Source organism: Pseudoalteromonas sp. MMG010 (genome assembly GCF_018100905.1).
Classification (GTDB): domain Bacteria; phylum Pseudomonadota; class Gammaproteobacteria; order Enterobacterales; family Alteromonadaceae; genus Pseudoalteromonas.
Window position 1 is genome coordinate 526630 of record NZ_JAGJEG010000001.1, and the last position, 14618, is coordinate 541247.

The 14618-nt window shown below is 38.7% G+C and carries 8 protein-coding genes; 2 read left to right on the forward strand and 6 right to left on the reverse strand.

Annotated elements, in window-relative coordinates:
• Positions 1–238 precede the first annotated feature (238 nt).
• Entirely contained in the window at positions 239–2281 is a 2043-nt protein-coding gene (locus J8L70_RS02435) for a diguanylate cyclase (RefSeq protein WP_211053879.1), read from the forward strand.
• 154 nt (positions 2282–2435) lie between these two features.
• On the opposite strand, the gene yddG is transcribed toward J8L70_RS02435, so the two are convergent.
• Together yddG and J8L70_RS02445 are read right to left on the reverse strand one after the other, a co-directional pair.
• On the reverse strand, positions 2436–3335 hold the full coding sequence (gene yddG / locus J8L70_RS02440; protein WP_211053880.1) for an aromatic amino acid DMT transporter YddG: 900 nt from the start codon (positions 3333–3335) through the stop codon (positions 2436–2438).
• A gap of 178 nt (positions 3336–3513) precedes the next feature.
• The gene (locus tag J8L70_RS02445) at positions 3514–3807 is read right to left on the reverse strand and encodes a transposase (RefSeq protein ID WP_247664653.1); all 294 of its coding nucleotides are present in this window, start codon (positions 3805–3807) and stop codon (positions 3514–3516) included.
• Positions 3808–4680: 873 nt separating this feature from the next.
• Between J8L70_RS02445 and J8L70_RS02450 the strand changes: the two genes are divergently transcribed.
• Entirely contained in the window at positions 4681–7458 is a 2778-nt protein-coding gene (locus J8L70_RS02450; RefSeq protein ID WP_211053881.1) for a methyl-accepting chemotaxis protein, read from the forward strand.
• A 420-nt stretch (positions 7459–7878) separates the two neighbouring features.
• Here J8L70_RS02450 and J8L70_RS02455 read toward each other — a convergent pair whose 3' ends face one another.
• The 4 genes from J8L70_RS02455 to gcvT form a co-directional block, all read right to left on the reverse strand.
• Complete coding sequence (locus J8L70_RS02455; protein WP_211053882.1) at positions 7879–8772, reverse strand: Abi family protein; 894 nt, start codon at positions 8770–8772, stop codon at positions 7879–7881.
• Between the two features lie 1250 nt (positions 8773–10022).
• Positions 10023–12914, reverse strand: a complete 2892-nt coding sequence (gcvP, locus tag J8L70_RS02460; protein ID WP_211053883.1) for an aminomethyl-transferring glycine dehydrogenase — start codon at positions 12912–12914, stop codon at positions 10023–10025.
• 161 nt (positions 12915–13075) lie between these two features.
• Positions 13076–13465 (reverse strand): glycine cleavage system protein GcvH, encoded by a 390-nt coding sequence (gene gcvH / locus J8L70_RS02465; protein WP_211053884.1) that lies wholly within the window; start codon positions 13463–13465, stop codon positions 13076–13078.
• Positions 13466–13497: 32 nt separating this feature from the next.
• A complete protein-coding gene (gene gcvT, locus J8L70_RS02470; protein WP_211053885.1) occupies positions 13498–14580 on the reverse strand; it encodes a glycine cleavage system aminomethyltransferase GcvT in 1083 nt (360 codons plus the stop codon).
• Positions 14581–14618: the final 38 nt, after the last annotated feature.

A 14618-nucleotide genomic window follows, 5' to 3' on the forward strand; every position in this document is an offset into this window, starting at 1 on the left:
TGACTCTGAATTAATCCGGCGTGTTAGCGACAATAAAGACACAAAAACGTATTTTTTATCGAATAAATAAATTGCGATTAAGATACAACTAAAAATATAAATAACTAATAACCCCCCTTACTTATGTTGTAAAAACAACCCATTGTAATTAAATAGTGTAAATGAAAAAGGCGAACGCAGGCGTGAAAAGAATTAAACAATTTCAGAGTGTATATATTTCTATGTTGAGTATTTAAGTATGAATAGTCGTACTGAGAGTGCCTTAAATAAACAATTAACCTCGTTATTACTTTGGATTTTCATTGCCTGCTCGTTATTTACTAGCGTAGTTTTTGCTGAACAGGTCGCTTCTCTCCCTCAGCCATCTACTGATAATACTTTTTTCAAAGGCAAGCAGTACTTTCGCCAAGGTCAGTACCTTAATGCCATCGCTGAGTATCAAAAAGCGCTTGTATATTCTGACCACCTGACGCTAGAAGAGCATGAAACTTTAGCCGATACACACCACGAAATTGCACAATCTTTCAAACGCTTAAATGACTTTAAAAATGCATATAAACACTATGCATTGTCCTTTAATTACTACCAACACGCGACGAATACCATTGCAAAAGGAAAAGCGTTAAAAAACATGGCAATGAGCCAAAACAAGCTTGGTCAGTACGTAACGGCTTTAGAGTATGGGCTGCAGAGTTTAGAGATTCAAAAAGTTCATTCTACCAAAAGTGACAATGCGCAAATATTATTATTAATTGCGATTATTTATCGAAATATTGGCGATTATGATACGTCTTTAAAATACATTAAACAGTCTGAGTTATTATACAAAGAAATGGGTGATCTTCGGCACTTGGCCGAGGTCGACAATCAAACCGGGCTTATTTATACACAGCTAGCTCAGTACGACAACGCACGTTTCTTTTACCAACAGACCATCGCGCTACCTAAAGCCTTTGTAAAACCAGAAACAAGAGCTGCTGCGTTTCGTGAATTAGCCTCTATTAACTTACTTGTTGGTAATAATCAAAGTGCAATAAATATGCTTACTCAAGCTCTAAATATATACAAAGAACTTGGCATTAAACTCAGAATAACAGAAGTTAAGCTATTGTTTGCAAAAACTTATTTAGAAAATAAAGAGTTTTCGTTAGCGACTGACTTATTTAAACAGACTATCGAACTAGCAAAATCATTAAATAATAAACCTCTGCATGCCAAAGCATTAATTGGCCTTGGTCAAATACAGTTAAACATCGCTCCTGAACAATCAGTTATATTATTAAATGAAGCATTAGCACTTTCTGTTTATTATGACTCTAAAAAAGATCAAATAGAGTCGTATTTTTGGCTTAAAACACTTGAAAAACAACGTAATAACTATGTTAAAACACTCGAATATACAGATAAACAATATAGCTTAGAAAAAGAAATAAGGCAGGAAGAAGATAAAGCAAACTTAACCCGTGAAAAAGTGATTTTAGAGTCGCATAAACTCGAAAGAGACCTTGGTTTATTACAAGAAAAAATAAAACGAGAAGAATTAGAAGTTGAGCGCAAAAATGACGAAATTGAGCTAGTTAAACAAGCGAATAAAATAGCAGCATTAGAAATTAGTGAAAAAAGAGCCACGAATACGATGTTAACTATATTATTAGTATTTACAATAACCCTCTTTTTTATTGTATTTAGAAGCTTTTCTTCGACTAAAAAACAAAATCTTCAGTTAGATTATTTAGCGAGCCGAGATCCACTAACTGAGTGTTATAACCGAAGGGTGTTCTTTGAACAATTAAAGTCCGACTTAAAAGATAAAGCCAAGCGACAACATTATTCATTAATTATTATAGATATAGACTCATTTAAATCTATTAACGACCAATATGGGCATGGGGTAGGAGATCAAGTTATTTCTGCCACTGCACAAATTTTTGCAAAACGCACCGACAATAAATACTGTTTAGCTCGTTTTGGAGGTGAAGAATTTTGTATTCTCTTACATAAAACCACCGGTCAACAAGCCGCTGAGTTTGCTGAAAACTTGCGTAATGATGTTGAGCAACACACCTTTTTGCAAGGATTGAGCGTAACATGTAGTTTTGGTGTAACCGAGTATTCGCCTAGTATGTCGACTCAAGATCAATTTATAGACAGAGCAGATACTGCGCTTTATCACTCTAAAAACAAAGGCCGAAATCGTGTTACTTTATGGGACGAATCAAACAAAGCATTTGTTGATTCGCCACATGTAAAACCCTCACCAGCTCAAGATTGTAGTAAATAGCTAATTTTAGCCAGTACAAAAAACCTACAAATCAACTTGATTTATACATGAATGGTTACAAGCCCTACAGTACAGATGTCTTAAAAGAATAAAATATTGCGCCTTTGTGTTAGCTCTATTGAATTAGCACCGCATGATTAACTTGATGCCTATACTATTTCACCAACTTACCCCGTGTTACGAAATAACAAACCAATGAGCCAATTGTCACCATTACCACCCCCTCCCAAAATGCTGAACTTAACGAAATAGATAAATAAAGCGCAGAGATAATGGCCGAACATATGGGGGTAAAGTATGAAAGAGTACCTAACAGCATTAAGTTACCGCCAATAATAGCTTGGTTCCACAGTGCATACCCACTGCCGACTACTATACCCGCTAAAACAAGTGTTATTGTGCCATGCAGTGAAAATACCATTGCAGGTTCATCACTTAGCCCATAAAGTACCCACAAACTAAGAGAGGTAGCGATAAAAAACAGCACAATAGCATTTTGACCCTGGCTATGCTTTTGAGTGATAACACAATAAACAGCCCATATAAAAGGGGCTACTAACGCCAATAAGTACGCTGTAGGGTTGCTGGTAAAATTATTGGCTAAACTATTAATAGATAAACCACTGTCTCCCCCTACACACCATACCACTCCAAAAAAAGCGAGAAGCATACCTGGATAAATCCACACACTTACCTTGCTTCGATTAACAATAATACTGAGCAAAATCGTTAGTGTAGGCCACAAATAATTAATAACTGACATTTCGACCGCTTGGTGGCGGTTATTCGCCAACCCAACAAACAGCGCTAAACAAACTTCATAAACAGCAAATAAAGCAGTACCCCAAATAATATAGCGCTTACTAAAGCCACCTAACTTTGGACGCCCCATCACCATTATTAAAAACAAAGTACTTACACTGTACATTAGCGCAGCACCGCCAATTGGACTAAAAAGTTCAGAAACATCCCTAAGCAGCGCGACTAAACAACTCCATAATAAAATGGCAGTAATGCCATAAAGCGTATATTTGTGATTAGAAAAAAAGTCCATTAACAACCTAACAGCACAGCCTATATTTGGCACTAAACTAACAGTAATAAATACGACAAACAACTCTCAAGTAATTGATTTTAAATAGTAGTAACTCAACGTCAAACCAATCCACACAGAGCTGTAAAACAGAGTAACAACACAAAAAACGATTCACATACAGGCGAGGTTTAACCTGTTAAATATAAATTAACGGATTATTCTGAGTTAAAAACGCTCTAGTGAAAGCTGAGAAGTCCAGTTTCATGGCTCTGCCTAAATTTGCATCAGGGGTTTTTATTAACAGGTGGTAATAATTAGTCATTAAACAATACGAGTGCACGTCAATATTAAAACGAAGGCTTGCTTGTTCAATACAATATAAAAAATGCTTAAAATCGTCATCGCCCAAAAAGATATTTTCACGCCCTCTTCCACGATTCATTACATGATAAAATGCATTTTCATACTCTATTCGCAGCAGCCTAGCCATAGCAATTTACTCAATAAGCAGTAAACTATAAATCTAGATTTATGTATGAAGTCAAGATTTGACCCCTTTGGTTGCTTTGGTTGAGCCCTTTGGTTCCATATCAGTTACACGACAGCGCTTAAATTTTAATAATTAATTACCCTAAGGAGTAAATCAAATAACGAGTTTCAAGTGTGAGTGATGTGCAAAAATAAACCACGGATTTGTGATAAAACAGGGTGTAAACACAGCCTAAAACTGGATTAAAACTAGCACTAAGGTAGGTACAAAATTATAAAATAGCAGCTAAAATCAGTTGACCGCTACATCTAAAGCCAATAAAATCGCAAATAATCAGTAAGAGATCTGGTATTAGCAATACATTTTTCCTACAACTCTTTTAATTTTGAATTTGTTTCTAAATTGGACTAAGCAAAGAAAATAAGCTAGTAAAACTATTAAAATCATAGCCAATTTAATCCCCATTACATTATAGAGCTTACTTTAGCAGCATATTTTAGTGAGTATTTTTAAAGCGCTAAGGGCGTTTAGATTATCTATTCGAAATAATTAAAGATAAACCCCAGGCAAATCTAAAAATTAAATTTACTTGATATCCAAGGTTAGTTTTATTTTAAAAACTCAACCTGACTAATTAATAGATTTACAGAGCAATGGGTGACGTAAAACATAAGTGTCACTATTGTTGTAGTAAAATATAGTGTGCTAAATGAGCTTACCTCATTAAAAATTATGTATAGCATTTTGAGTTATTGAAAAGAAATTTAAAGTTTCCTCAAATATTCAAAGTATGTTTATAGCCAAGAAAGACAGCTGAAACCCAATAAAGCAAAATGGTTTCTAATTCGTAATTTGTATTTTAAAGGATTTGATTTGAATAACTTATTTAACCTTAGACTTAACTCTAAGCTAACATTACTTTTTCTTATCGTTGGCATTTTACCTGCTTTAATTTTGTTAATCATATCTACTAAAAACTCAAGTTCTGATATAACCAATAAAGTTGGCTCTTCTTTAACAGCTATAAACAATATAAAAAAAGAATCCATCGAACGCTACTTTGCCGAACGACAAGGCGATATGAGCGTATTGGTTGAAATTGCGAGTGCTTTCAAGAGTGAAGCTTTTGCAAAACTAAACGCGGTAAATACAGTAAAGTCGAACCAGTTGCATGACTACTTTAATCAAAACAAGCAGCAACTCCATTTTTTAGCCTCTCAAAGCATAGTTAAACAAGCGTTAACAGAAACGAGCCAAACCCTCATATCAAATCGAAATCAATGGCTACAAGTTTTGGATAAATATGACCAAACATTTAAACCCATTTTAGATGGCATGCAGTGGTATGATTTATTCTTAGTTAATATGCAGGGTGACATAGTTTACTCGGTCACTAGAGAAAATGATTTAGAGCAAAACTTAAATAAACAACTTAAAAGCACATCATTTGGTAGTGCTTTTGCAAAGGCCCAATCACTTGAATTCGGACAAATAGCATTTGGAGACTATCAGCCATATGGCCCTAGCGCAGATGCACCTGCTGCATTTTTTGTCACTCCCGTTATGTCAGGAAGTAAAAAAATTGGCTATGTCGCATTTCAACAACCAATTGAAAAAGTTAATGAGATTCTAGGTAATCGCATGGGTTTGGGGAAAACAGGTGAATCATATCTAGTCGGGTTTGATGGCTTAATGCGGTCTGATTCTTATCTTAATCCAACAGATTACTCCGTGTTAGCATCATTTTCGCAGAACAACAAAGTAGATACGCTCGCTATAAAAAGCGCAAAGCAAGGAACAGCAGGCACCGAAATAATTTTAGATTATAACAATAACCCAGTAGTTAGTTCTTGGGATATTTTTACTATTGATGCCGATAACAAATGGGCCATAATTTCAGAAGTCGATGTTGCTGAAGCCTTTAATCCTAAAATAAATGGTTCAACAGATTTTTATGCCTCTTATATCAAAGAATACGGATATTATGATTTATTTTTAATCAACACAGATGGTTATATTTTTTATACTGTAACAAAAGAGGATGATTATCAAACTAACATTATATCGGGTAAGTATGCCGAATCTAATTTAGGTACATTGATAAAAAATATTAAAACAACAAAAGCATACGGATTAACTGATTTTGCGCCATATGCCCCTAGTAACAACGCCCCAGCTGCATTTATTGCTCAACCCATTCTCAATGATGAAGGTAATGCTGATTTATATATCGCACTGCAATTGCCGCTTGAGGGCATTCAAAACATAATGTCTATACGTGCCGGGATGGGCGAAACGGGTGAGAGTTATTTGGTTGGCCAAGATAATCGGATGCGAAGTAATTCCTTTTTAGACCCTACAGGCCATTCTGTGGCGGCCAGTTTTTCTGGTACTGTAGCTCAAAATGGTGTTGACTCTGATGCAACTCGTCAAGCGCTATTAGGGCATAGCGGTACACGCATTATTACAGACTATAATGGCAACCCCGTTTTATCTTCCTATGATGCTATAGAGTTTGGTCAATTTAAATGGGCCATAATGTCTGAAATTGATGAAGCCGAAGCATTTGCTGAATTAAATGCCAACCGCTGGTTTTCTATAATATTAATTATAGTTGCTTCAGTAATCATATTAATAGTAGCTCGTTTAATTGCTAAAAAAATATCAACTCCTATTATTAAAATCAGCCAGGTTGCAGAAGAAATTTCTAATGGGAATTTACAATTCAGCGTACAAGTTGATCAAAACGATGAAGTTGGAGATCTGCAAATCGCCATCAACTCTATGCGGAATAAATTAAAAGCCATTGTTTCCAACATTGCCCAACAAGCGCATATGCAAGCTGCAACTTCCGAAGAGTTAGCTGCAATTACAACCCAAACAAGCGCTACAGTTGTCGAGCAACAAAGTATGACAGAACAGCTCGCAACTGCGATGGAAGAGATGGGAGCGACTGTCAAAGATATTGCTTCAAGTGCGAGTAATACATCTATGGCGACCAACGATGGGATCAATTTGATCGATAATGGATTATCTCATATAGATAGTACTTACGAACAAATAAATCTAGCTACTGCTCAGATGGCTCGTACTGAAACATCTGTTAATAAAGTCAAAGACGAATTTAAACAGGTTACTAATGTCTTAAACGTGATCATTGCCATATCAGAACAGACGAATTTATTAGCACTGAATGCGGCTATAGAGGCAGCAAGAGCTGGTGAAATGGGAAGAGGTTTTGCAGTTGTAGCAGATGAAGTGAGACAATTAGCTCAACGAACTCAAGCAAGTACAGCTGAAATTGAAGCAATTATTAGTTCAATAACATCAATAATTGATGAATCAGTAACCTCAATGGCTGATAGCGTTACCCTAACCGAAAAGGTACTTCAATATACAGAGTCTACTCGCACCATTGAACATGAAATAGCGAGTAAAATGCAATTGGTGTTAGACTCCGCAACACAAGTTGCAACCGCTACAGAAGAGCAGTCGGTAGTAATAGAAGAAATATTACAAAACGTACATGCAATTAATATTGGAATAAATGAAACCAGCCAAGCAACATCCGAAATAGCGCAATCAAGTAACAGCACCGCTGAAGTTGCTAGCGCTATGCAGAAGGAAATTTCTATATTTAAAGTTGATTAGTACTGTATTTTCACTTAATAGCTTAAATAACTAGAACAAACCTTAGCTGGGTGTTCACGAACCAAAAAAGTGAACACTTCTGCTCACCTTTACAGAGTAAAGGTTTAGTGAAAAGCAGCTTTTTAAACCACGCTTTTCGTTATAGAGTTTTAAATTATAGGTAAGGAGTTTTAGTAGAATTTAAGGTGTACTCTTAAGATATAAACTATATAGCCATTTAGCCTAGCAATGGGAGTATACGTTGCATAAAACTACTATCGTCAGTATTTTTAAGCTCTTGCATGATAAAACTCACTTTCATACTCTATTCGCAGCGGCCTAGACATAATAATAAGCTCAATGAGCAATAAACAATAAATCTAAGCCATTGATATGTAAATGGTTTTTTACAGTTAACTGAGGGTTTAATTAGCTCTTAATTTATTTAATGCTATTCCAGATAGGTAACGCTTTCCAATTTTCAGGGAAGCCCATTCCGGTTACCTCAATATTATACACCTCAATCAAGCTAGCTAACTTTTGTTTCCAATGGTGATTAGGGCTAATTAAATCCATAAAATAAGCACACATAACGAGTGTGTTGTATAACTGCTTAGTTGTATCGCTAAAGCTATTAAGTAAAACACTGTCGCCATTTGTTGGCAGCTTCATGGTAAATGTAAAGTCTCGGTTGTATAAACGGCTGTGGTGGGCACAGATATTACGTACCGTCGTTATGTGGTGTAAAAAAGATGAAAGTATTGTTTCTTTTACTTTATATGAATCCGCAATATCATTTTTCAGCGCTCGGCGCCCTATTGCATCATAACTTCTAGAAAGCCAGCCGAAACTCATTACTTCAGCAATAATCCAAATAGCGGGGGTTTCTTCATTATATTTGTGATTTTGCTTTTTTATATTTGTATCTGACGTTCGTTGAATTTCAGCACAAATATTACTAACAAAGTCGTTATGATTAAATTTAGAAGTAAATGCAGTCGAATTTAAGTGTGCATGTGAGCCATGCTTTTTTGCTAAATGATATGCCCACTGAGTTCGCAGAGAAACTTCTATTCTCTCAATGGCATCAAGTAGTAACAGTCTTAATTCTCTATCAAAAGAATAAAGATTTAACACTTGCTCAAACGTAGTACCAGACTTAAAAGTATGATTTTGATGATCTTCAATAAACGACCACCAATAAGTGCCTAGCCTGTAGTAATTAATATGGCTAAGATAAAAGGCTGCTGATTCTTTATCATTAATTACTAGCCCGCGATCTTCTAGTAAGTCGACTTGCTGCGCAAATGTTATGGGGGCTTTAGGAAACTGCATGAAGGCTAAATCCTTTTATCATGCTATAGAAATAATTAACCCCTCGCAGGGCGCTGAGCTTACGGGTAGCGGGAGGGGTGTTGTTACGCGTAATTATAGAGCTTAAAAGTATAATTTCAAGATATTTGTAGTTTGGGCTGAGATTGGCACTAAGTGATGACTGCAAGGGATTTAATTTATATGGCGTTTATGTTCACATCAATTGTGTTTGAAGGATTATAGCCTGATGCTCGGGCGCGCAGAGAGGTAACGAGTAGCGCGAGGAAGTGGAAGCATGCTGGCAGGACCCCAGCTTCAGGGATGAATAGCTTGCAGCAGAATAAATTTGAAAATCGACTTCCCCTTGGTTGCCGCCAGCAATCTGGAAAACCTTGAACAAGGTTTTTTTAATGTAGGTCGCGGATTTATCCCGACAATATATGTAAGTTAGCAAGTTTGAAAACAAAATATTTACAAGCAATAACACAGACTTTCAAATAAGCCCTGTTAGTTAAATTCACTATTTCGCCCTAAAGGACGACCTACAATTTAAATCAACCTCGTTGGGTTTCGTTGCATACTACCCAGCCTATGCAATTTGTGTTGTGAGGCGAAAGTTGAGTGCTTTCATCATCTTAAATACGCTTGCCGCCAGCAATCTGGCAAAAAACCTTGAATAAGGTTTTTTAATGTAGGTCGCGGATTTATCCCGACAATATATGTAAGTTAGCAAGTTTGAAAACAACATATTTACAAGCAATAACACAGACTTTCAAATAAGCTCTGTTAGTTAAATTCTCTACTTCGCCCTAAAGGACGACCTACTATTTAAATTAACCTCGTTGGGTTTAGTTTCACTCAACCCAACCTATACAACTTGTGTTATGAGGCGACAGTTAAGTGCTTTCATCACCTTAAATACGCTTGCCGCCAGCAATCTGGAAAATCTTGAACAAGGCTTTTTTAATGTAGGTCGCGGATTTATCCCGACAATATATGTAAGTTAGCAAGTTTGAAAACAACATATTTACAAGCAATAACACAGAATTTCAAACAAGCCCTGTTAGTTAAATTCACTATTTCGCCCTAAAGGACGACCTACTATTTAAATCAACCTCGCTGGGTTTCGTTTCACTCAACCCAACCTACATAAGCATTTAAAATGCTTTATCACCAAACGCAAAAAAGCCGTTGCATTGCTGCAACGGCTTTTATAATTTTGATAAATTCCCAAACTATAATAGAACTTACTACCCATTAAAGTTCAAAAATTAATCGCGATACGTATCTACCGCTGGGCATGAACATACTAAGTTGCGGTCGCCGTATACGTCATCTATACGTGTAACCGTTGGCCAGAACTTATCTTTAGCTACCGAAGGTACTGGGAATGCGGCGTAAAAACGGTCGTACGCGCGGTTCCATTCGTTACCTAACACATCAGCTTGTGTATGCGGTGCAAACACCAGTGGGTTGTTTTCGATTGACCATTCGCCAGAGATCACTTTGTCGATTTCGCCTTTAATCGACACCATCGCTTCGATGAAACGGTCGATCTCGCCTTTTGACTCAGACTCAGTTGGCTCAATCATTAATGTGCCCGCTACTGGGAACGACATCGTTGGCGAGTGGAAGCCATAATCTTGTAGGCGTTTAGCCACATCCATTTCAGTAATGCCTGATTGATCTTTAAGTGGGCGTAAATCAACAATACATTCGTGTGCAACACGGTTATTACGACCACGGTATAAAATTGGGAAGTGCTTGCTTAACTCGCTCGTTAAGTAGTTCGCGTTTACAATCGCCATTTCGGTCGCTTGTTTTAAGCCTTCGCTTCCCATCATGGTGATGTAAGCCCACGAAATAGGTAAAATAGCGGCTGAACCATAAGGTGCTGCCGATACTGCGCCGTTATCAATATTTGTACCTGGTACGTTAATAACGCTATGGTTTGGCATAAATGGCGCAAGGTGCGATTTAACACCAATAGGGCCAACACCAGGACCGCCGCCGCCGTGTGGAATACAAAAGGTTTTGTGTAAGTTTAAGTGCGATACGTCTGAGCCAATAAAGCCTGGGCTTGTTACGCCAACTTGCGCGTTCATGTTTGCGCCATCCATATAAACTTGGCCGCCATGCTCATGAACAATGTCACAAATTTCACGAATAGTTTCTTCGTAAACACCGTGAGTAGATGGGTATGTGATCATAATACACGATAGGTTTTCAGACACTTCTTCAGCTTTCGCTTTTAAGTCGTCCATGTCTACGTTACCGTTTTTGTCGCAGTTAACTACCACAATTTTCATGCTTGCCATTTGCGCTGATGCAGGGTTAGTCCCGTGCGCAGAGCTTGGGATTAAACACACATTACGGTGTGCATCACCGCGTGACTCATGGTATTTACGAATAGCAATTAAGCCTGCGTATTCACCTTGTGCGCCAGAGTTTGGCTGAAGTGAAACCGCATCGTAACCAGTAATGTTAACTAGCCAGTCGTGCAGCTCGTTAATCATTATTTGGTAACCCTCTGCTTGGTCTAGCGGGCAGAATGGGTGAAGGTTTGCAAATTCAGGCCACGTAATTGGGATCATTTCAGCGGTCGCGTTTAGTTTCATAGTACATGAACCTAACGAGATCATTGAATGGTTAAGCGCTAAATCCTTGTTTTCTAGGCGTTTAATGTAGCGAAGCATGTCTGTTTCGCTGTGGTAGCTGTTAAAGTTTGGATGCGTTAATACTTCATCATCACGCACTAAACTTGCAGGAATTGAGTCGCTACCGTTCGCTTCAATGTCAGCAGCAATGCTGTCTACACTCAAGCCGTGGCCTTCGCCTAGTACAATATCAAATAACTGCGCAACGTCTTCACGTGTTGTTGTTTCTGATACTGAAATTGAGTATTCACCGTCGTGGTTTGTAGCAAAGTTAACGCCTTGTGCAATAGCACGCGCTGTTACATCGGCTTTGTTTTCGCTCACTACAGTGAGGGTATCAAACCATGTGCTGTGCTTAAGAGCGATGCCTTTTGCTTTTAGGCCGCTTGCTAAAATATCGGCAAAGCGATGTATACGCTGCGCGATCGTTTTTAAGCCTTGTGGACCATGGTACACCGCATAAAATGCGGCCATGTTGGCAAGAAGCACCTGCGCTGTACAAATGTTTGAGTTGGCTTTGTCGCGGCGAATGTGTTGTTCGCGCGTTTGCATTGCCATACGAAGAGCATCGTTACCTAAACGGTCTTTAGATACACCAATAATACGCCCTGGTAATGAACGCTTGTAAGCATCGCGTGTTGCAAAAAATGCAGCATGTGGACCACCGTAACCCATAGGTACACCAAAACGCTGAGCCGAACCAAGTACAACGTCGGCTCCTAATTTACCCGGTGCTTTTAACAGTAATAAACTCATAATGTCGGCAGCAACACAGGCAATCGCTTTTTTGCTTTGTACGCCAGCAATTAAATCGGTTATATCAACCACTTCGCCCGATGTTGATGGGTACTGGAACAAGGCACCAAAAATATCGTGGTTAACGGCATCGGCTGCTTTACCAACAATAATTTCAAAACCAAACTGTTCTGCACGAGTGCTTACTACGTCGATTGTTTGTGTGTGTACGTCATCGGCAATAAAAAAGGTGTTGGCTTTTTTAGCTTTAGATACGCGTTTTGCTAGGCCCATTGCCTCTGCTGCCGCGGTTGATTCGTCAAGCAACGATGCACTGGCTAAATCAAGGCCTGTTAAATCAAGTGTCATAGTTTGAAAATTTAGTAATGACTCTAAACGCCCTTGTGCAATTTCTGGCTGGTACGGTGTGTAAGCCGTGTACCAGCCTGGGTTTTCTAGCACATTACGTAAAATTACGTGTGGCACATGTGTTGGGTGGTAGCCTTGACCAATATACGATTTGAAAACTTTATTTTTGCTTGCTACTGATTTTAAGTAGCTGAGTGTTTCAACTTCGGTACGGCTTTCGCCTACTGTTAATGGCTGTTCTAAACGAATGCTGGCCGGTACAGTTTGATCTATTAACTCTTGCACACTCGATACTTCTAAGGCACTTAGCATATCGCTTACTTGTGCTGGGCTTGGCCCAATGTGGCGACGAATAAAATCTTGCTTTTGCTCTAATTGTTCAAGAGATGTGGCTTTTGACATGTGTCCAAATTCCTATGATCTAAAAAGTTGGGTTACTGCTGTGGGGGTAAACGGCAATAACTTAAAAGAGTAAGACTTTACAATGGTTTGGTATGGAAACACGCTGTAAAATCATAAAAGCCCCATTTGCATAAATAGGGCTTTTTAATATCGATTTACGATTACTCGTCGTCGATTGTGTTAGCGTAATCTTCTGCGCTAAGTAGGTTTTCAAGCTCTGTTTCATCAGCAGCTTTAATGCGGAATAACCAGCCATCGCCGTAAACGTCGTTATTTACTGTTTCTGGCGCATCTTCTAGCTCTTCGTTAATGGCTACAACTTCGCCACCAATCGGTGCATAAATGTCTGACGCTGCTTTAACAGATTCAGCAACTGCACAGTCTTCGCCCGCTTCTACTTCGTCGCCTACTTCAGGTAATTCAACAAAGACCATATCGCCAAGAAGTTCTTGTGCGTGCTCAGAAATACCAACAGTAAAGGTGCCGTCACCTTCGTTGCGAACCCACTCATGTGAAGAGGCGTATTTAAAATCACTAGGGATATTGCTCATTATTTTGTTCCTTTGGTTTTTATAATTAATACTTAAAGTACCGATTTACCGTTACGTACAAAGCTAGGTTTTACTACTTTAACGTTTACTAATTTTTTGCGCATTTCTACTTGTGCTGTTTCGCCAACGCTACGAGGTACACGCGCAAGTGCAACACTAAAACCAAGTGTCGGTGAGAAAGTACCTGAGGTAATAACCCCTTCGCCGCCCTCAACAATCACTTTAGAGCCACTACGTAGTACCCCTTTTTCTTCTAGCACTAGGCCAACAAGTTTGTCGGTGCTTTTATCGGCGCGTTGTTTTACTAATACATCCCGGCCAATAAAATTACGATCTTCAGGTTCCCACGCAATGGTCCATGCCATGTTAGCTGCCAGTGGCGATACGCTTTCGTCCATGTCTAAACCATAAAGGTTCATACCTGCTTCTAAACGTAATGTATCACGAGCACCTAAACCGGCAGGTGCAACACCTGCATCTAATAGCTGCTGCCATAAGTTGGCTGCCTGCTCGTTAGGGACCACAATTTCGTAACCGTCTTCGCCAGTATAACCTGTTGTCGCAATAAATAAATCACCCACTTGCACACCAAAAAATGGCTTCATGCCTGCAACAGCTTCTTGTTGTTCTGCATTTAATAATGTTGCGGTTTTTGCTTTTGCGTTAGGGCCTTGCACTGCAATCATTGCAAATTCTGGGCGTTCGGTAACGGTTACGTCAAACTCACTCGATACAGTGGCTAAATGCGCTAAGTCTTTTTCGCGAGTGGCCGAGTTAACCACTAGGCGATAAAATGTTTCGCTAAAAAAGTAAATAATTAAATCATCGATTACGCCGCCTTGCTCGTTAAGCATACCGGTGTACAGCGCTTTACCAGGCTGAGTTAATTTAGCAACGTCGTTGGCGACTAATTTACGTAAAAATGCTTTAGCTTGCTCGCCTTTAATATCAACAATAGTCATGTGCGATACATCGAACATACCCGCATCGGTGCGCACCGCGTTATGCTCTTCTATTTGCGATCCGTAGTTAATTGGCATTTCCCAGCCATGAAAATCAACCATTTTAGCGCCCGCTTCAAGGTGCTTAGCATGTAGTACAGTTTTAGCAGTCATAACATTCCTTCACGTAGTTAATTTGCCCAATAAGGGCG

Coding starts and splice junctions, on each gene's coding strand:
- J8L70_RS02435 (WP_211053879.1), top strand. CDS start 239: ATGAATAGTCGTACTGAGAGTGCCTTAAATAAACAATTAACCTCGTTA.
- yddG (WP_211053880.1), bottom strand. CDS start 3,335: ATGGACTTTTTTTCTAATCACAAATATACGCTTTATGGCATTACTGCC.
- J8L70_RS02445 (WP_247664653.1), bottom strand. CDS start 3,807: ATGGCTAGGCTGCTGCGAATAGAGTATGAAAATGCATTTTATCATGTA.
- J8L70_RS02455 (WP_211053882.1), bottom strand. CDS start 8,772: ATGCAGTTTCCTAAAGCCCCCATAACATTTGCGCAGCAAGTCGACTTA.
- gcvP (WP_211053883.1), bottom strand. CDS start 12,914: ATGTCAAAAGCCACATCTCTTGAACAATTAGAGCAAAAGCAAGATTTT.
- gcvH (WP_211053884.1), bottom strand. CDS start 13,465: ATGAGCAATATCCCTAGTGATTTTAAATACGCCTCTTCACATGAGTGG.
- gcvT (WP_211053885.1), bottom strand. CDS start 14,580: ATGACTGCTAAAACTGTACTACATGCTAAGCACCTTGAAGCGGGCGCT.